12 protein-coding genes are annotated in these 18,786 nt (G+C 67.5%); 7 read left to right on the forward strand and 5 right to left on the reverse strand.

Translation table 11 applies throughout. From position 1 onward, the window contains the following. Positions 1-150: 150 nt before the first annotated feature. From QPK31_RS03270 to QPK31_RS03280, 3 genes are read left to right on the forward strand one after another with little or no spacing between them, the layout of a single operon-like run. The gene (locus QPK31_RS03270) at positions 151-741 is read left to right on the forward strand and encodes a DUF2760 domain-containing protein (protein WP_290421516.1); all 591 of its coding nucleotides are present in this window, start codon (positions 151-153) and stop codon (positions 739-741) included. Next, the gene (locus tag QPK31_RS03275; protein ID WP_290421517.1) at positions 738-2,585 is read left to right on the forward strand and encodes an Hsp70 family protein; all 1,848 of its coding nucleotides are present in this window, start codon (positions 738-740) and stop codon (positions 2,583-2,585) included. Before QPK31_RS03270 ends, QPK31_RS03275 begins: the two co-directional genes overlap by 4 nt. Then, on the forward strand, positions 2,582-5,422 hold the full coding sequence (locus QPK31_RS03280; protein ID WP_290421518.1) for an Hsp70 family protein: 2,841 nt from the start codon (positions 2,582-2,584) through the stop codon (positions 5,420-5,422). Before QPK31_RS03275 ends, QPK31_RS03280 begins: the two co-directional genes overlap by 4 nt. A 390-nt stretch (positions 5,423-5,812) precedes the next feature. On the opposite strand, the gene QPK31_RS03285 is transcribed toward QPK31_RS03280, so the two are convergent. After that, positions 5,813-7,951 carry an NHL repeat-containing protein gene (locus tag QPK31_RS03285; protein ID WP_290421519.1) on the reverse strand — a complete coding sequence of 713 codons (2,139 nt, stop codon included), beginning with the start codon at positions 7,949-7,951 and terminating at the stop codon, positions 5,813-5,815. Between the two features lie 167 nt (positions 7,952-8,118). Here QPK31_RS03285 and QPK31_RS03290 point away from each other — a divergent pair, with 167 nt between their 5' ends. Continuing rightward, a complete protein-coding gene (locus QPK31_RS03290; protein WP_290421520.1) occupies positions 8,119-9,159 on the forward strand; it encodes an SDR family oxidoreductase in 1,041 nt (346 codons plus the stop codon). A gap of 402 nt (positions 9,160-9,561) precedes the next feature. Further along, entirely contained in the window at positions 9,562-10,269 is a 708-nt protein-coding gene (locus QPK31_RS03295; protein WP_290421521.1) for a PRC-barrel domain-containing protein, read from the forward strand. A 306-nt stretch (positions 10,270-10,575) separates the two neighbouring features. On the opposite strand, the gene hrpA is transcribed toward QPK31_RS03295, so the two are convergent. Beyond that, positions 10,576-14,907, reverse strand: coding sequence for an ATP-dependent RNA helicase HrpA (gene hrpA / locus QPK31_RS03300; protein ID WP_290421522.1), 4,332 nt, complete (start codon positions 14,905-14,907; stop codon positions 10,576-10,578). Between the two features lie 54 nt (positions 14,908-14,961). Between hrpA and argA the strand changes: the two genes are divergently transcribed. Beyond that, the gene (gene argA, locus QPK31_RS03305) at positions 14,962-16,275 is read left to right on the forward strand and encodes an amino-acid N-acetyltransferase (protein ID WP_290421523.1); all 1,314 of its coding nucleotides are present in this window, start codon (positions 14,962-14,964) and stop codon (positions 16,273-16,275) included. A 35-nt stretch (positions 16,276-16,310) separates the two neighbouring features. Beyond that, the gene (locus QPK31_RS03310; protein ID WP_229439260.1) at positions 16,311-16,583 is read left to right on the forward strand and encodes an oxidative damage protection protein; all 273 of its coding nucleotides are present in this window, start codon (positions 16,311-16,313) and stop codon (positions 16,581-16,583) included. Between the two features lie 6 nt (positions 16,584-16,589). Here the strand turns inward: QPK31_RS03310 and QPK31_RS03315 are convergent, their stop codons facing one another. The 3 genes from QPK31_RS03315 to QPK31_RS03325 form a co-directional block, all read right to left on the reverse strand. After that, a complete protein-coding gene (locus tag QPK31_RS03315; protein WP_290421524.1) occupies positions 16,590-17,138 on the reverse strand; it encodes a DUF488 domain-containing protein in 549 nt (182 codons plus the stop codon). A gap of 170 nt (positions 17,139-17,308) precedes the next feature. After that, positions 17,309-17,947, reverse strand: a complete 639-nt coding sequence (locus QPK31_RS03320; protein ID WP_290421525.1) for a hypothetical protein — start codon at positions 17,945-17,947, stop codon at positions 17,309-17,311. Between the two features lie 67 nt (positions 17,948-18,014). Continuing rightward, positions 18,015-18,710, reverse strand: a complete 696-nt coding sequence (locus tag QPK31_RS03325; RefSeq protein ID WP_290421526.1) for a hypothetical protein — start codon at positions 18,708-18,710, stop codon at positions 18,015-18,017. Positions 18,711-18,786: the final 76 nt, after the last annotated feature.

Genomic DNA, 18,786 nt, shown 5'->3' on the forward strand with positions numbered 1-18,786 from the left:
TCAACGCATTTTGGCAAGCGGACGGGCCGCCGCCTTCCCAGGACTGGGCTGCACGCGTGCGCCACCCGTGGTCGAACTGGTATCATTCGCGTTTTCCGGACCCCGATGCTATCTGACAGCGTCCCGTCCCTCACCTACAGAACACCAAGAATGAATACACCGACCCAACTGCCAGGCTTCTGGAGCCGGCTGTCGCTTGCCTTCGGCGCCTTTTTCAAGACCGCCGGCGATGCCGAATTTGCCGCGCGCGTGCGCGATGACCAGGTTGGTCCTGTGGCCGCCGCGCCCGTTCCGCCTCCAGCCCCTGCTCCAGCCCCTGCTCCAGCCCCCGTCGCGCCGGCCCCAACGCCGCTGCGCGTGAACACGCCCGAATCGGCCCTGCAGCTCCTGACCCTGCTGCAGCGCGAAGCGCGCCTGATCGACTTCGCCAACGAAAACCTGGCCAGCTATGCCGACGCCGACATCGGCGCCGCCGCGCGCGTGGTGCACGAAGGCTGTGCCCGCGTCCTGAAGGAACACTTCACCATCGCCCCGGTCCGCAGCGAAGCCGAAGGCAGCCGCGTGACGCTGGAAGAAGGTTTCGATGCCGCCAGCGTGCGCCTGACCGGCAACGTGGTCGGCAAGGCCCCGTTCAAGGGCACGCTGAGCCACCGCGGCTGGCGCGCAACCGACGTACGCCTGCCGCAGCTGGCCAAGGAACACGACGCCAGCGTCATCGCTCCGGCCGAGGTGGAACTGTGAGCGCGCGTTACGCCATCGGTATCGACCTGGGCACGACGCACAGCGCCCTCTCCTACGTCGACCTCGAAACGAGCGACGGCGAGAAGACCGCGCACGGCGTGCTGCCGGTGCCGCAGCTGAGCGCACCGGGCACCGTCGAAGCGCTGCCGCTGCTGCCGTCCTTCCTCTATCTGCCGCACCCGGACGAACTGGCGCCCGGCGAACTGGCCCTGCCATGGTCGACCGAAGGCGAGACCGCCGTTGCTGGCGACATGGCGCGCAGCCGTGGCGCCACCACGCCGATCCGCCTGGTGTCGTCTGCCAAGAGCTGGCTCTCGCACCCGAGCGTGGACCGCCGCGCCGCCATCCTGCCATCGGACGCGCCGGAAGAAGTCACGCGCGTCTCGCCGCTGGAAGCCTCCACCCGTTACCTGCAGCACCTGCGCCGCGCCTGGGACCACGCGCATCCGGAAGCGCCGTTCGACCAGCAGCAAGTCACGGTCACCATTCCCGCGTCCTTCGACCCGGGCGCGCGCGAACTGACGGCCGAAGCGGCGCGCAACGCCGGCTATGCATCCGCCACCCTGCTCGAGGAACCGCAAGCGGCCCTGTACAGCTGGATCCAGGGCAGCAACGGCGCCTGGCGCAAGCAGGTGAAAGCCGGCGACATCGTGCTGGTCGTGGACGTGGGCGGCGGCACCAGCGACTTCTCGCTGATCGCCATCCTCGAACGCGACGGCAAGCTGGAACCGCACCGCGTGGCCGTGGGCGACCACATCCTGCTCGGCGGCGACAACATGGACCTGGCGCTGGCGCACCTGGTGGCACGCAAACTCGCCGCCAACGGCACGCAACTGGATGCCTGGCAGATGCGCGCCCTCACCTACGGCTGCCGTGGCGCGAAAGAGCACCTGCTGGCCGACCCGAACGCCACCACCTGGCCGATCGTGGTGCCGAGCCGCGGCTCGAAACTCATCGGCGGCTCGATCCGCACCGAACTCACGCGCGAGGAAGTCACCGCCTTCATCACCGACGGTTTCTTCCCGCGCGTGGAAGCGAGCGCACGCCCGGCCACCCGCGCCCGTGCCGGCCTGACGCAACTCGGCCTGCCGTATGCGCAGGATGCGGCGATCACCAAGCATTTGAGCGCCTTCCTGGCGCGCCAGGCCGGCGCCACAGCCGAACTCGAAGGTTTCGCAGGCCGCGTCAGCGCCGAACATACCTTCCTGCATCCGAGCGCGGTGCTGTTCAACGGCGGCGTGTTCAAATCCAGCATCCTGGCGCAGCGCGTGATGGACACCATCAACGACTGGCTCTACATGGAAGGCGCGGAACCAGCGCGCATGCTCGAAGGCGCCGACCTCGACCTGGCCGTGGCACGCGGAGCTGCCTACTACAGCTACGCCCGTCGCGGCGGCGGCGTGCGCATCCGCGGCGGCACGGCGCGTTCCTACTACGTGGGCGTGGAGTCCTCGATGCCGGCGATTCCCGGCATGGAGCCGCCGATCCAGGCCCTGTGCGTGGCGCCCTTCGGCATGGAAGAAGGCAGCGAACTCGAACTGCCGGGCCAGGAATTCGGCCTGGTGGTCGGTGAGCCGGTGCACTTCCGCTTCTTCGGCTCGACCACGCGCCGCCAGGATCAGATTGGCGACATCCTCGACTTCTGGGGTCCGGACGAACTGCAGGAGATGAACGAGATCCAGGCGACCCTGCCGGCCGAGGGCCGCACGCCGGGCGACGTGGTGCAGGTCAAGTTGCACGCACTGGCCACCGAGGCGGGCACGCTGGAACTGGCGGCGCTGTCGCCGGAAGGCCAGCGCTGGAAGGTCGAGTTCGACGTTCGCAACGCCTCCGACGCCCAGTGAAACCCTGGCTGGTCAGCATCGACCTCGGCACCACGAATACGGTGCTGGCTTACGCGGCGCCCGGCGCTGCCGAGGTTGAACTGTTCTCCATCGACCAACTGGTGGCGCCCGGCGAAGTGGCCGGCGCGCCGCTGCTGCCGTCGAATCGCTACCACCCGGCCGATGGCGAACTCGCCGCCGGCGAACTGCCGCTGCCCTGGCTGCAGGATGATGTGGCCGGCGTGGCGCAGGTCGCCGTCGGACGCCTGGCGCGCAATCTTGGCGCCGCGACGCCGGGCCGGCTGGTGGCCAGCGCCAAGAGCTGGCTGTCGCATCCCGGCGTCGACCGCATGGCGCCGATCCTGCCCTGGGGCGCCGAGCCGGACGTGCCGAAGGTGTCGCCGGTGGCGGCCAGCGCCAGCTACCTGGCTCACCTGCGCGCCAACTGGAATACCCGTTTTCCCAATCATCCGCTCGAACGCCAGGAACTGGTGCTCACCGTGCCGGCTTCGTTCGACGAAGGCGCGCGCGCCCTCACCCTGGAAGCAGCCAGGCTGGCCGGCCTGCCGCAACTGCGCCTGCTGGAAGAACCGCAGGCGGCTCTCTACGACTGGCTGTACCGCCACCGCGCCACGCTGACGCAAGACCTGTCGCAAACGCGCCTGGTGCTGGTCGCCGACGTTGGCGGCGGCACCACCGACTTCAGCCTGGTCAAAGTCGAACTGGTCGATGGCGAACCGACGCTCACCCGCATCGGCGTGGGCAACCATCTGATCCTGGGCGGCGACAACATGGACCTCGCCCTGGCCCATCTGGTGGAAGCGCGCATGGACGAGGCGGCCGGTGAGAACGCACCGCGCGAGCGTTTGTCGGCCGCACGCCTGGCCCAGCTGACCGAACGCTGCCGCGCCGCCAAGGAGCAGCTGCTGGCGCCCGATGCGCCGGATCTCGTCACCGTCACCCTGCTCGGTTCCGGCTCCCGTTTGATTGGCGGCAGCCGCAAGGCCGACCTGCGCCGCGACGACATCGAGCGCGTGGTGCTGGACGGCTTCTTTCCGCTCAACGCGGAACAGGAAGGCGCGCGCCGCGCCCGTGCCGGCATCGTCGAATTCGGCCTGCCGTATGCGAGCGATCCGGCCGTCACGCGCCACCTGGCCAGCTTCCTGCGCCAGCATGCAATGGCAGCGCGCGAAGCGCTCGGCCTGCCCGATGGTGACGAATCGCTGCCGGTGCCGGACACCCTGCTGCTGAACGGCGGCGTGTTCCGTGGCGCGGCGCTGGCCGAGCGCCTGTCTACCGTGTTGGCGCAATGGCGCGGCGCACCGCTCACGGTGCTGCACAACGAGAACCCGGACGTGGCCGTGGCGCGCGGCGGCGTCGCCTATTCGCTGGCGCGCCAGGGCCAGGCGCCTTCCATCGAAAGCGGTGCGGCGCGCAGCTACTACCTGCTGCTGGAGGGCGAAAAGGCCAGCGGCGGCGCCTTGCGCGCGGTCTGCCTGCTGCCGCGCGGGACGCCGGCCGCCACCGAAGTGCGGCTGCATGAACGCACCTTCGCACTGCGCCTGGGGCGGCCGGTACGCTTCCACCTGGTGTCGACGATTGCCGATGCCGGCGCGGCGCCCCAGCCGGGCGAACTGGTCGATCTGCCGCCGCTCGACGTGGTGCGCCTGCCGCCGATCGCCACCGTACTGCGCGCCGCGCCCGGCGCCGCCGCCCTGAGCGACATTCCGGTGCAGCTGGCAGCCACGCTGAGCGAAGTCGGTTCGCTGGAAGTGCATTGCGTGGCCGACGATGGCCAGCGCTGGCAGCTGGCTTTCCAGCTGCGCGAAGCCGAAGGCGGCGAGCTACTGGAAACCCCGGAACAGGAAACACTGCCGGCGCAACTCGGCGCCGCCATCGACAGGATCGACCGCATCTTCGGCACCCGTTCGAAACAGGTCGACCCGAAAGAAGTGCGCCAACTGCGCGCCAGCCTCGAACACCTGCTGGGCCGGCGCGAGGGCTGGACCACGCCGCTGCTGCGTCGTCTGTTCGACGCCTTGATGGAACGCGCCAAGGGCCGCCGCCGGTCGAGCGAACACGAACGCGCCTGGCTGAACCTAGCCGGCTATGCGCTGCGTCCCGGCTTCGGCCACCCGCTCGACGGCTGGCGCATCGAGCAATTGTGGGCGATGTTCGAGACTGGCGTGCAGTACCACAAGGACAGCCAGGTGCGCGCCGAATGGTGGACGCTGTGGCGCCGTGTTGCCGGCGGCCTCGACACCGAAGCGCAACTGCGCCTGCTCGACGATTTCGCCTTCAATCTGCAGGCCGATGCGTCGGAGCGTGGCAAGCGTCCCATCACCCTGGTCGACGGCAGCGACGACGACATGCTGCGCCTGGGCGCCTCGCTGGAGCGGATACCGTCGGCCTACAAGGCGGAGATCGGCAACTGGATGATGGAGCAGATCGCCGCGATTCCATCAAGCGGCGCGAAGCTGGATGCGAAGACGGCGGCGACCTATACGCGCTACCTGTGGGCGCTGGGGCGCGTTGGGGCACGCCAGTCCTTCCATGGCAGCGCGCATGAAGTGGCGCCGGTGGAAGCAGCCGAGGAATGGCTGGGCAGGCTCCTGAAGCTGGACTGGAAGAAGGTCGAGCCGGCGGGGTTTGCGGCCACCCACATCGCGCGCATGACGGGCGACCGCTCGCGCGACGTGTCGGAGCCGGTGCGGGGCGAGGTGCTGCGGCGGCTGGCGTCGATCGGGGCGCCGCCAGCGTGGTCGGCGATGGTGCGCGAGGTGGTGGAGCTGGATCAGGCCAGCGAGACGCGGATGCTGGGCGAGGCCTTGCCGCCTGGGCTCAAGCTGCTGCGCTGATTTGGTCGGACTGCGCCGCTATTTAAATGAACGTTGACCGCGTGGGCACGGGGCGCCCACCCTACGAGCGTATGAATAAATCGCCATGGCTGCGTTGCATCGTCTCGCCGTACGCTCGTACTGTCTTCGACTCTGCGCCTTGCCCTGACGATTTCTTCACACGCTCTACGCATGCATGCGCCTGCGGCCGTTGATATCGTAGGGTGGGCGCTCCTGTGCCCACGCGTTCAACCAGCGTTTGCGAAGCCGTCACGCCCTATTTGGCGATAAACGTAGGGTGGACCGGGCCACGAAAGGCGGCTCGGCCGTCCACGCGTTCAACGGACGTTCGAATCACCTTACCAGTTTTTCGGGCGCTGGTTGAACGCGTGGACGGGAAACCCGCCCATCCTACTCCACCGTCACCGGTAAATCACGCCCCTCCATGGCGACCAGGCCCGCATAATCCGCGGCATACACCCGCAACACATACTCCCCCGGCGCCAGCCCGCCCACCTTCCAGCTCCCCGGCAACGCCTGCCCACCCTGCAGCGTATTGCTCACCGCATACGCAAAGCGCGTTGTCTTGCTGCCATACACCGTGATCCCGCTGCTGTCCGCATACATCAGCTTCACCGCCTCCTGGTCGCGCGGCAGGCGGTCGTAGACCTGCGTAACCAAGGGCTGCTCGAACCCGGTCACCGGCGTCCCGTCGGCTCGCAGCACCTGGTAGCCCAGCTTGTACAGGCCCAGCCTGCGCCGCGCCAGGTTGCCGTCCATCTGGTCGTAGGCATCGACCACGATGTTGACGTCGCCCAGCGCCCGCTCGATGCGCAAAGGCTCGCCCTTGCGCGCCGCCTTGATGCGCCGTCCGCCGCCGTCGTACAGGGCGATGCCGTTGATCGTCGGCGGAATCGTATCGCGCAACCCGACGAAAGGCAGCAGCAACGGATTCGACGGCGCCCCGGCCGGATAGTGCTCCATGTGCACGTGCGCCATGGCGTTGATGGTGCCGAGCGCATCGCCCACCGCAAAGCGGGTGCCGCGCTGCACGCGCACGCGTTCCGGCTTGCCGCGCGCGTCCAGCAGCAGGTGGAAGCGGTCGTCGAGCGGCTTGCCATCCCTCTCGCGCCCCACGCGCATGTGGATGTACGACAGCGGCCCCACGCTCATGCCCTCGACCAGGTTGCCGAAGGCCCAGTTCGGATACGGATCGCTGACCTTCGAGGGAACGATGGCCAGCACGCGCGAACCGACGTCGGCGCGGATGTCCAGGCCCGCATGGAAGTGGTGGCGGCTCTCGCCGTCGTAGCTCCCGCGCACCTCGCCCATCACGCCGACCACTTCGTGCACCTCGTTTTGCGGACCGACTGGCCAGGGCATCGGCGCCTCGCGCGCCACCGGCGCCGCCGGCAAGGGCTTGGGCACCGCTTCGCCCTGGCGCGGCGCGGCCAGCGAGAACACGCGCAGCGCCTGCGCATCGGCCACCACCAGGCTGCCGTCGCGGCGCACGGCAATGCCGCGCGGCCCGAACAGGCGCACCGTGCCGTCGCTGCCATAGCTGGTTTCCGGCGGACGGTCGGCGTCGAGCAGCGGGTGGTAGGTCCAGTCCGGGGCGATCTGGACGATGCGTCCGCCCGCGCCGCTGGACACGTACAGGTAGCCGTCTTTCGTCAGCGCCAGGCCGGCGGGCCGCGTCAGCACCGGTTTCGGCTCGCCCGGAATCGGCGCCGCAATCGTCGTCACCATGCCATCAAGGCCGATGCGGCGGATCGCGTTGTTGCCGGTATCGGCCACGAACAGGATGCCGCTCCTGTCGACCGCGATGCCGACCGGCGTGTCGAAGCCGGCCGTCGCCGCAGTGCCGTCGAGCGCGCCGGGCCGGCCATTCCCGGCCACCGTGGTCACCGTGCCGTCGGGCGCGATGCGGCGGATGCGGTCGTTATAGGTGTCGGCGACAAACACGTTGCCGTCGCGGTCGACCGCCACGCCCACCGGGCCGTTGAAGCGCGCCGTGCGGCCGATGCCGTCCAGGTAGCCGGGCTGGCCATCGCCCGCGAGCGTGGTCACGCTGCCGTCGCGCGCGATCTTGCGGATCGCGTGGTTGCCGGTGTCGGCCACGTACAGATTGCCGGCGCGGTCCAGCGCCAGCGCGGACGGGGTGTTGAATGCGGCCGCTTCCCTGATGCCGTCGGCAAAGCCTTCGCGCCCGCCGGCATAGGTGCCGACCACGCCGTCGGCGCCGATGCGGCGGATGCGGTTGCTGTCGCCGCCATCGGCGATGAAGACGTTGCCCTTCGCATCGACCGCCACGCCGAACGGATCGCTGAAGCGGCTGAGGGCCGTGCCGCCATCGACCACGCCATTCAGGCCATCGCCGGCCAGCGGCGTCACGCGCGCCGTCCACGATGGCTGGGTCGCCGCCTCGGGCAGCGGCAGCAAGGCGCGGCGCGGTGCGCTGGCGTCGCCGCTGTTCGTGAAGTACCAGGCCGCGCCGCCGCCAAGAAGGGCGACGCCAACCAACGCCGCGATGATCGTTATTCGTTTCACTGCTTACCGTCTGCTCGTTGCTGAGCGCATGAGTCTACCCGATCGGCCGGGTCCGCATCGGCCCGTCCTTCTACGGTATGCCGCGCTCTGCCGGGAATCGCTACCATCAATTGCAGCCGCCGACACCATCGGGTCGCGGCGCCACTTCCACCCACCCAGGAGCACACATGGATTCGAACAACGAGAAGCCGGTCGATGGTGCGCAACCATCGCGCCGACGCTTCGTCAGCACCGTCGCCACCGGTCTCGCCGCCACCGCGGCCGCGGCCACTACCACCTCCGCCATGGCCCAGACGGGCGATGCCGCAGCGGGCCAGCCGCCGGCAGGCCGCGCCAAGGATGCGGCCGCGCGCTACCCGCGCCCGCCCTTCGCCGTCCAGTCGCAGCCCTGGCCCGCCCTGGCCAGCAAGATGAACCCGCGCCCCGACCACGGCGAAACCACCTACCGCGGCAGCGGACGCCTGGCGGGGCGCAAGGCGCTGGTCACCGGCGGCGACTCCGGCATCGGCCGCGCCGCCGTGATCGCGTTCGCGCGTGAAGGCGCGGACGTGGCCATCAACTACCTGCCGGCCGAGGAAGCCGATGCGCGCGAAGTGGTGAACCTGATCCAGGACGCCGGCCGCAAGGCGGTGGCGATTCCCGGCGATATCCGCGACGAAGCTTTCTGCCGCAAGCTCGTTAGCGAAGCGGTACGCCAGCTGGGCGGGCTCGATATCCTGGTGAACAACGCGGCGCGCCAGCAATCGCACGATTCGATTCTCGAGCTCACCACCGAGCAGTTCGACTGGACCTTCAAGACCAATGTGTATGCGATGTTCTGGATCACCAAGGCCGCGATTCCGCACCTGAAACAGGGCAGCTGCATCATCAACACGGCTTCGGTGCAGGCCTACAGCCCGTCGGAGAACCTGCTCGACTACGCGTCGACCAAGTCGGCGCAGGTGGCGTTCACCAAGTCGCTGGCCAAGCAGCTGGGCAAGAAAGGCATCCGCGTGAACGCGATCGCGCCGGGGCCGATCTGGACGCCGCTGCAGGTGTGCGGCGGGCAGACGCCGGAGAACCTGAAGAAATTCGGGGAAGAATCGCCGATGGGACGCCCGGGCCAGCCGGCCGAACTGGCGCTGGCATTCGTGACGCTGGCAGCGGACGAGTCGAGCTACACGACCGGCCAGGTGTATGGCGTGGCGGGCGGCGCCGGCAATCCGTAAGCGCCGTCGTCAAAGCGCAATCGCCGCGCGGGACCTGGGTCCTGGCGCGGCGCGCTTGCCGGGGCCGCTTGCGCTCAGCGTTTGCGCAGCAGGCGCGTCAGCAGCGACGAGATCGAGCGGGTCGGGATCAGTTTGCCCAGCGGGCCTGGGTGGTTGCAGCGGGATGTGACAGTCATCTCTTTAGCCTCCGAAACATTACTTGGCAGAATAACTACACAGTCGAGTTCCTTCTGTGCGCTAGCACGCATAGCGCTATCTTAGACACGCATCGATGACGCCGCCGTGACATGCAAGCGCGCGCGCCCTGGCACGATTGAGCCATATCATGGGTGCGGCAAGGCTGGCCCCTATCCTCGACAGGGAGCGCTTGCACTTCTTTCCAAACAGACCAGGGAGAACGAGATGGGCTACGCAGATCGTGACAAATACGGCATGTACAAGGACACCAGCGGCATCGGCCCCGGCCCTTCGCTAATGGGCGCCGACACGCTGATCGGCGACAACGTCGTCAACGGTGCGGAAGAAGACCTCGGCGACATCAAGGAAATCATGCTCGACATGAACACCGGCCAGGTGGCTTACGCCGTGCTGGCCTTTGGCGGCTTCCTCGGCCTGGGCGAAAAACTGTTCGCCGTGCCCTGGCAGGCCCTGCACCTCGACACCGCCAACAAGCGCTTCGTGCTGAACGTCGAGAAAGAACGCCTGAAAACCGCGCCCGGCTTCAACAAGGACTCCTGGCCCGACATGGCCGACGTGAACTGGGCCAAGGGCATCCACAGCTTCTACGGCACCGACCCGGCGCGCGGCGGCGCCCCGACGATGGGTCCTGGCGTGGTGATGAGCGGCACCGTGGGCGGGCTGAGCGGCTCGGCCTCGAGCATGGGTGCGGGCGGCGGGCTGGGCGCCGGGCACGCCGGCAGCGGCACGGGTGCGGGTGGCAGTTTGGGCGGCGCGGGTGGCGGCGCAGTTGGCAGCAGCGTGGGCAGCGGCACGGGCATCAACGACGATTCGGCACTGGGCACCGGCGGTGGCGGCAGCGTCGATCCGCGTCCGGGCAACCTGGGCGATGACAAGGACCTGAGCAAGATCCGGGGTAGCAATATCGGTTGAGAATGGCCGACAGATCCGTCACCAGACCGGTGGCGGATTCCCCGCGAGCCTGCGGCTAGACCCGTACGGTGGGCACTCTGTGCCCACGCGAAAGCATGCAAGATGCTGGCTTCTCACTGTGACGCAAGCCGCGTCACACCAACACGATATCCAAAAGCGTCAAGCTAGCGCCAACAAAATAACAAGCGTTCCGGAGCGAAGCATTCCTGCCGCAGACGTTGGATGAACACGTAACCGCGTGGGCACAGAGTGCCCACCGTACGGTCACAGCCGCAGGCCACAAGTGCCTGCGTGACGACACCTACCTCAACGAATCATCGACTCCCACACCTTCTGCAAACGCTTCGCCGACACCGGCATCGGCGTCCGCAACTCCTGCGCAAACAAGGACACCCGCAATTCCTCCAGCATCCAGCGATACTCCGTCATGCGCGGGTCCAGGCTCTTGCCCGGCTGCTTGGAGATGCGCTGGTACTGGCTGGCCGCGTTCTGCCACTCCGCCATCAACTGCGCATCGCGCGACGGATTGCCGCGCAGCTTTTCCAGGCGCACATTCATCGCCTTCAGATAACGCGGGAAGTGCGCCAGCTGGCTATACTCGTTGTCGGCAATGAAGCGCTTGTGCACCAGGCCCTGCAACTGCGCCTGCATGTCCGCCGCCACAGGCGCAGCCAGCCCGTTCAAGCGCTTCGGCATGCCATGGAACTCCGCCAGGATCGACCCTACCAGGCGCGCGATCTCGTTGATCAGCAAGCCGATCCGTCCCTTGCCCTCGTCCTTGCGCTTGTTGAACGAGGCCGCATCATGCGGCAGCGGGTCCTGCAGGCAGGCGATGTCGATCGCCTTCTGGATGATCTGGTCGCGCAGCTCTTCCTGCGAACCCACCGTCATGAACTGCATGCCCATGCCTTGCAGCCCCGGGATGTTCTTCTCGGCGAACTTCAGCTGGTCCTTCAGCTGCAGCGCGAACAGGCGGCGCAGGCCGATGCGGTGCGTACGCGCCGCCACGTTCGGGTCGTCGAAGACCTCGATGTCGCAATGCGTGCCCTTGTCGACCAGTGCCGGGAAGCCGATCAGCGTCAGCTTGCCCTGCTTGATCTCCAGTAGCTCCGGCAGCTCGCCGAAGCTCCAGCCCGTCAAGCCGGTGTGCTGGCTGACGGCAGGCGCGGCGGCCTGGGGGGCAGGCGCATTCCCGCCCTTCCCTTTGCCCTGCGGCGCAGGTGCAGCCGAAGCAGCCGGCGCGGCAACCTGCGTGACAGGCGCCTTGCCCTTGCCCCAGGCGGCCGGCGTCGCCACCGCGGGACGCAAGGCGCCGACAGTCGCCGGCGCCGCCTCCGCCATCTTCTGGAAACTCTCGCGCGCCTGGCTGCCGAGTTCCGCCTGCAGCGTGGCGAGATTGCGCCCCATGTCCAGCTGGCGCCCATGCTCATCGATCACCTTGAAGTTCATGAACAGGTGGGCCGGCAGGGTCTCGAGCTTGAAGTCGCCGGTCAACACGTTCACGCCGGTCTCGGCACGCACGTCCGCAATCAGCACGTCGATCAGGTCACCGCGCCCGAACACGCCGGCCGCATGGATGCGCTCGACGAAGCGCGCCGCGTAATCCGGCAGCGGCACGCAGTGGCGGCGCAGCTTCTGCGGCAAGGATTTCAGCATCAGGTGCACGCGCTCCTTGAGCATGCCCGGCACCAGCCAGGCCGCGCGCTCCTGCGGGATCTGGTTCAGCGCGAACAGCGGCACCGACAGGGTCACGCCATCGCGCAGGCTGCCCGGCTCGAAGTGGTAAGACAGCCCCATCTCGATGCCGGTGACGTTCATCGACTTCGGGAACAGCTCGGTCGTGACGCCGGCCGCCTCGTGGCGCATCAGCTCTTCGCGGTTCAAATACAGGAGCTTCGGGTTGTCGCGCGATGCATCCTTGTACCACTTCTCGAAGCCGGCGCCGTTCACCACGTCCTTCGGAATCTCGGCATCGTAGAAGGCGGCGATCAGCTGGTCGTCCACCAGCACGTCCTGGCGCCGCGACTTGTGCTCGAGGTTCTCGATCTCCTTGATCAGTTTCAGGTTGTGCGCGTAGAAAGGCTGGCGCGTATCGTAGTCGCCGGCCACCAGCGCGTCGCGAATGAAGATCTCGCGCGCCTCGTACGGATTGTGCAGCGCGTAGTTGATGCGCCGCCCGCTGTAGACCACGATGCCGTACAGGGTCGCACGTTCCAGCGCACTGACTTGCGCCGGACGCTTTTCCCAGCGCGGCTCGCCCCAGGATTTCTTCAGCAGGTGCCCGCCGATCTTTTCCAGCCACTCGGGCTGGATTTGCGCCACGGTGCGCGCGTACAGGCGCGTGGTCTCGACCAGTTCGGCCGCCATGATCCACTTGCCGGGCTTTTTCACCAGCGAGGAACCCGGCCACACATGGAACTTGATGCCGCGCGCACCGAGGTAACCGGCGCCCGGCTCGTCCTCGCCCTTGAAGCCGATGTTCCCCAGCAGGCCGGTCAGCAGCGCCAGGTGCAGCTGGTCGTAGGTGGCGGCGGCCGCGTTCAGGCGCCAGCCCTGCTCGCGCACGATGGTCAGCAATTGCGAATGCACGTCGCGCCACTCGCGCAGGCGCACCTGCGACAGGAAGTTGGCGCGGCAGTTTTCCTGCAGCAGGCGATTCGACTTCTTGTGCGCGATGGCGTCCTCGAACCAGGCCCAGATCTTCAGGTAGCTGTTGAACTCGGACTTCTCGTCGGCGAATTTCTTGTGCTTCTCGTCGGCCTGCTGCTGGTATTCCATCGGCCGGTCGCGCGGGTCCTGCACCGACAGCGCCGACGCAATGACCAGCATCTCGTTCAGGCAGTCGTTGTCCACGGCGGCCAGGATCATGCGGCCCACGCGCGGATCGAGCGGCAATCTCGCCAGCTTGCGGCCCAGCGGCGTCAGTTCGTTGCTGTCGTCGACGGCGCCGACTTCCTGCAGCAGCTGGTAACCATCGGCGATCGCGCGGCCCTGCGGCGGCTCGATGAAGGGGAAGGTCTCGACATCCGTCAGGTGCAGCGACTTCATGCGCAGGATGACGGCGGCCAGCGAGGAGCGCAGGATTTCCGGCTCGGTGAACTTCGGACGCTGCAGGAAATCGTCTTCCTCGTACAAACGGATGCAGACGCCATCGGCCACGCGGCCGCAACGGCCGGCGCGCTGGTTCGCGGCCGACTGCGCGATCGGCTCCACCTGCAGCTGCTCGACCTTGTTGCGGAAGCTGTAGCGTTTGACGCGCGCCAGGCCGGCGTCGACCACGTAGCGGATGCCGGGCACGGTCAGCGAGGTCTCGGCCACGTTCGTCGCCAGCACGATGCGGCGCGCATTGGTGGTGCGGAACACCTTGTCCTGCTCTTCCACCGACAGGCGCGCGAACAGCGGCAGGATCTCGACGTGCGGCGGATGCTGCTTGCGCAGGGCTTCGGCGCAATCGCGGATCTCGCGCTCGCCCGGCAGGAAGACCAGCACGTCGCCCTGGCCGATGCGGCACAGTTCATCGACGCCATCGACCACGGCGTCGATCAGGTCGCGCTTGTCGCGCGCCTGCTGCGCCTTCGGAGCGGGCTTGTTGTCGACGCCGCCGCCCACGACCACCGGGTCGCGGTCGACCGGACGATAGCGCACCTCCACCTTGTACAGGCGGCCCGAGACCTCGATGACCGGCACCGCCGGCTTGCCTTCCTGCGCGAAGTGGCGCGCGAAGCGCTCGGCATCGATGGTCGCCGAGGTGATGATGATCTTCAGGTCCGGACGGCGCGGCAGCAGCTGCTTCAGGTAGCCGAGCAGGAAGTCGATGTTCAGGCTGCGTTCGTGCGCCTCGTCGATGATGATGGTGTCGTAGGCGCGCAGCAGCGGGTCGGTCTGGGTTTCGGCCAGCAGGATACCGTCGGTCATCAGCTTCACCGACGCGCCGGGCTGCAGGGTGTCGTTGAAGCGCACCTTGAAGCCCACGTGCTCGCCCAGCGGCGAGCCGAGTTCCTGGGCGATGCGTTTCGCGGTCGACGACGCGGCGATACGACGCGGCTGGGTGTGGCCGATCAGCGCGTTCTCGCCGCGGCCCAGCTCCAGGCAGATCTTCGGCAGCTGGGTCGTTTTGCCGGAACCGGTTTCGCCCGAGACGATCACGACCTGGTGCTCCATCAGCGCCTTCGCGATCTCGGCGCGGCGGCCGGAGACCGGCAGGTCCTCGGGATAGCTGATCGGCGGCAGCGGATTGCGCACGCGCGGCGCACGCGGCGCCGGCGGCGCCTTGGCGGCGTCGCGTGACGGACGCGGTGCACGTTCAGCGCGCTCGCCCTGCGCCGCACGCTCGGCACGTTCGCCCTGCGGCTGGCGTGGCTGACGTGGTTCGCGCGGCTGCCCATCCTGCGCACCACGCTCATTCTGCGGCTGCGGCGCACGCTGCGCGCGGCGCTCGCCCTGCTCGCCGCCCTTCGCTTGCGCACCGCCCTCACCCGCATGCCGGCGCTCGCCTTTCGTCTGCAAACGCCCGTCCGGCGTCTGCGTCATCGGCGCGCGCAACTCGCCGCCTGCGCGCTCGCGCTGCGGGTTCGATTCGGATGGAGAAGATGCTGCGCGCGCCGCGTCCGGCGAAGGCTTGTTACTCTGTTCAGACATTGTTTTTACGAGGTATTTGGTGCGCAAGTCGCGCAGCGAATTATAATGCGGCAAATGGAAAACCCTACCCAATTCGTCCAGTGGCTGCGCTCTGTCGCGCCGTATATTCATGCATTTGGCGGCAAGACGTTTGTCGTCGCCTTCCCGGGTGAACTCGTGGCCGCCGGTGCCCTGCCGGTGCTGGCGCAGGACCTGTCCCTGCTGGTCGCACTCGGCATCCGGATCGTGCTGGTGCACGGTTCGCGGCCCCAGGTGGCCGAGCAGCTCGGCCTGCGCAATGTCGAAGGCCGCTTCCACAACGGCGTGCGGATCACCGACACCGCCGCCATGGAGTGCGCCAAGGAAGCCGCCGGCGAATTGCGTCTCGATATCGAGGCGGCCTTCAGCCAGGGCTTGCCGAACACGCCGATGTCGAATGCCCAGATCAGCATCGTGTCGGGTAACTTCGTGGTTGCCCGTCCGCTCGGCGTGATCGACGGCGTCGACTTCGAACTCACCGGCATGACGCGCAAGATCGCGGCCGACAAGATCGCCCCGATCCTGCAGACCGAGGACAACCTGGTGCTGCTGTCGCCGCTGGGCTTCTCGCCGACCGGCGAGGTATTCAACCTCACCATGGAAGACGTGGCCGCCTCGGCCGCCATCGCCCTGCATGCGGACAAGCTGATCTACATTACCGAAACGCCGATGATGACGGACGCCGCCGGCGCCGAGATCCGCGAACTGTCCTCGCACCAGGCCGAAGCCGTGCTGCAGGCCGGTTTCCTGCCGCCGGATGCGTCGTTCTATCTGCAGCACGCCATCAAGGCCTGCAACAGCGGCGTCGACCGCGCCCACATCGTACCCTTCCAGATGGACGGCTCGGCCCTGCTCGAACTGTTCACCCACGACGGCGTGGGCACCATGATCAGCCACGAGAACCTGGAAAGCCTGCGCCAGGCCACAATTGAGGACGTCGGCGGAATTATCAAGCTCATCGAACCATTGGAAGCCGACGGCACGCTCGTTTATCGCGGGCGCGAATTGATCGAGCGCGAAATCGACCAGTTCTCGGTCATCGAGCACGACGGCGTGATCTTCGGCTGCGCCGCGCTCTACCCCTTCCCCGAATCGAAGATGGGCGAGATGGCCTGCCTGACCGTGAACCCCGACGTCCAGGCCCAGGGCGACGGCGAGCGAATCCTGAAGCACATGGAAAACCGCGCGCGCGCCGCCGGGCTGACCAAGCTGTTCGTGCTGACCACGCGCACCGCGCACTGGTTCAAGAAGCGCGGCTTCCAGCCGGCCACCGTCGACGACCTGCCGAAGGACCGCGCCCACATGTATAACTGGCAGCGCAAGAGTCAGATTTTCATCAAGACTTTATAATCGCTGTTTTTACATCGAACATCAGGAGCAGAACCATGGCCCGCACCGTCAATTGCATCAAACTCAAGAAGGAAGCCGAAGGCCTGGACTTCCCGCCCGTGCCAGGCGAAATGGGCAAGAAGCTCTACATGCAGGTTTCGAAGGAAGCCTGGCAGGCATGGCTGAAGCACCAGACCATGCTGATCAACGAAAACCGCCTGAACCTGGCCGACGACCGTGCGCGCAAGTACCTGGCCACGCAAATGGAAAAGCACTTCTTCGGCGAAGGCGCGGACCAGGCCGTCGGCTACGTGCCGCCGACCGCGTAAGCCCGGCTAAAACAATCCCAGCTGCTCGCCACCCTGTGGCGGGTAGCTGATGCGGGTGCCCTCCACCCGCGCGAACGGCGTCAGCGCATGCGGACGCCGTTGTTGTTTGTCGACGATGTCTTCCACCGCCACCCCGCGCACCAGCAGCGCATCGGCCACCAGCGCACGGTGGCATTGCGCCGGCGACGCTTCGGCGCACATCAGCGCGCAGCGCGTGCCGGCGGCCAGGCCGATCACGGTCTCCAGGTTGCTCTCGAACTGCGGCGTCGCCATGTAGTCGGCAAAACCCTGGAAGCCCGCGTTGCGCCAGCCGCCGTTGGGCGAGCCGGGGCGCGGGTGGCGCAGGCCGCCCAGGCCCGGCAAAGCGCGGTAGGCGATGCCGGCCGCGCGCAATGCTTGCGGCAACTGGTCTTGTCCGAATTGCGGGTTGTAGCGCGACTTGGGCACGGTGCGGATATCGAGCACGCAGGCGATCTCGTTCAGGCGCAGCAGGTCGATGAATTCCTCGATCGACCGGTTGGAATGGCCGATGGTGCAGACGGTGTGCGTGCTCACTGTGGACTCCGACGGGATGAGGCCCGATTGTCGCGCAGCTGGTCGAACGGCGGCGCGGCGTAGGGTGGATGGGTCTCCCATCCACGCGTCCAGACAGAGCATGCGCTGTCGCAGTGCCCGACTCAGTTGAACGCGTGGAAGGCGGAGCCTTCCACCCTACGCACAACCGTTCAGTGGACGGTGTCGGCCGTCCGCACAGGCGCGGCGACCGGCGCCCGGTAGCGCAGCACGATGCCCTGCGCCACCACCAGCCCGATATAGCCGACCAGTTCCGACAGTTCTTCCAGCACCTGCGAATGCGCGATCCAGTCGCGTGCAAAGGCCGGCACATGCCCTTCGCCGGCGCTCGAACCGAACGCGGCGCCGAGCACGATGACGACGCACATCCACGGGAAGCCTTTACCCGCGACCACGCGCTTCAGGTAGCGGTGCACGCCGTGGCGCCAGCCGGTCGCGAACGCGGCCAGCAGCAGCACGCCGGCGATGGCCGGCACCAGCGGCCGATAGAACAGCACGCGCGACGAATAGACCGGTCCTTCGGGCCCGAAACCCAGCGGCGGCAGGAACACGGCGCCCCAGCTCAGCTCGCGGCCCGCCAGCAGGAACCAGACCGGCATCGCGCACAGGCCCAGCATGGCTGCGCCGTCCCTTAAGCCGCGCCGCCAGGCCTGGCCGGCAAACACCAGGCCCGCCAGCAAGACCACGACCTGCGCATTTTCGATCACGCCGTTTTCCCAGCTCCATTCGAGGGGGATGACGCGCGACAGCGGAAAGCAGAGGAACAGGCAAAGCAGCAGGAGGCGCTGCACGTGGGTCCGGTGCGGGTCGCTACGGTCTAGCCAAGAGAACATCGAATGCATGGAATTTCCGAACCGCTCAGTTAACCGCGCCGGCTTGCGTCACGCCGGCAGCGGCCTTCACCGGCGCCTTGTAGCGCAACAGCACGCTCTGCGCCGTCACCATCGCCAGGTAGCCGACGCACTCGGCCATTTCTTCCAGCACCTCGGAACGGTCGACCAGGTCGCGCGCAAAGCCCGGCAAATGGCCTTCGCCGATGGTCGAGCCGAGCGCCGCGCCGAGCACGATCACGACGCACATCCAGGGGAAGGCACGGTGCGCGACGATGCTCTTCAGGTGGCGGTGCACGCCGGTGCGCCAGCCAACCGCCAGCGAACCCAGCACCAGCAGGCCGGCCACGAAGGGCACCGCGGGCCGGTAAGGGAGGATGCTGGACGAATAGATCGGACCATCCGGGCCGAAGCCCAGCGGCGGCAGGAACACGGCGCCCCAGCTCATCTCGCGGCCGGCCAGGATCATCCAGACCGGCATCGCGCACAGGGCCAGCATGGACGACGCATCCTTCGGCTTGCGCAGCCAGCCGCGGCAGGCAAAGAACAGGCCGGCCAGCAAGACCACGACCTGGGTGTTTTCGACGACGCCGTTTTCCCAGCCCCAGTCGACCGGGACCATACGCGAGAGCGGATAGCACAGGAACAGGCACAGCAACAGGAAGCGCTGCAGGGTGACCCGATGCGGATCGGCCCTGTCGAGGTAGGCGGAAAGTGGATTCATGGATGGCAAGGACGGACCGGCGCGGCCTGGCGGCGGCGCCTAAAAATGACTGAACAGTCAGTAAAATCCGACAATA

Origin of the sequence: Massilia sp. YIM B02769, assembly GCF_030411995.1 — a bacterium.
Lineage (GTDB): Bacteria > Pseudomonadota > Gammaproteobacteria > Burkholderiales > Burkholderiaceae_D > Telluria.

Coding starts and splice junctions, on each gene's coding strand:
- QPK31_RS03270 (WP_290421516.1), top strand. CDS start 151: ATGAATACACCGACCCAACTGCCAGGCTTCTGGAGCCGGCTGTCGCTT.
- QPK31_RS03290 (WP_290421520.1), top strand. CDS start 8,119: ATGGATTCGAACAACGAGAAGCCGGTCGATGGTGCGCAACCATCGCGC.
- QPK31_RS03295 (WP_290421521.1), top strand. CDS start 9,562: ATGGGCTACGCAGATCGTGACAAATACGGCATGTACAAGGACACCAGC.
- hrpA (WP_290421522.1), bottom strand. CDS start 14,907: ATGTCTGAACAGAGTAACAAGCCTTCGCCGGACGCGGCGCGCGCAGCA.
- argA (WP_290421523.1), top strand. CDS start 14,962: ATGGAAAACCCTACCCAATTCGTCCAGTGGCTGCGCTCTGTCGCGCCG.
- QPK31_RS03310 (WP_229439260.1), top strand. CDS start 16,311: ATGGCCCGCACCGTCAATTGCATCAAACTCAAGAAGGAAGCCGAAGGC.
- QPK31_RS03325 (WP_290421526.1), bottom strand. CDS start 18,710: ATGAATCCACTTTCCGCCTACCTCGACAGGGCCGATCCGCATCGGGTC.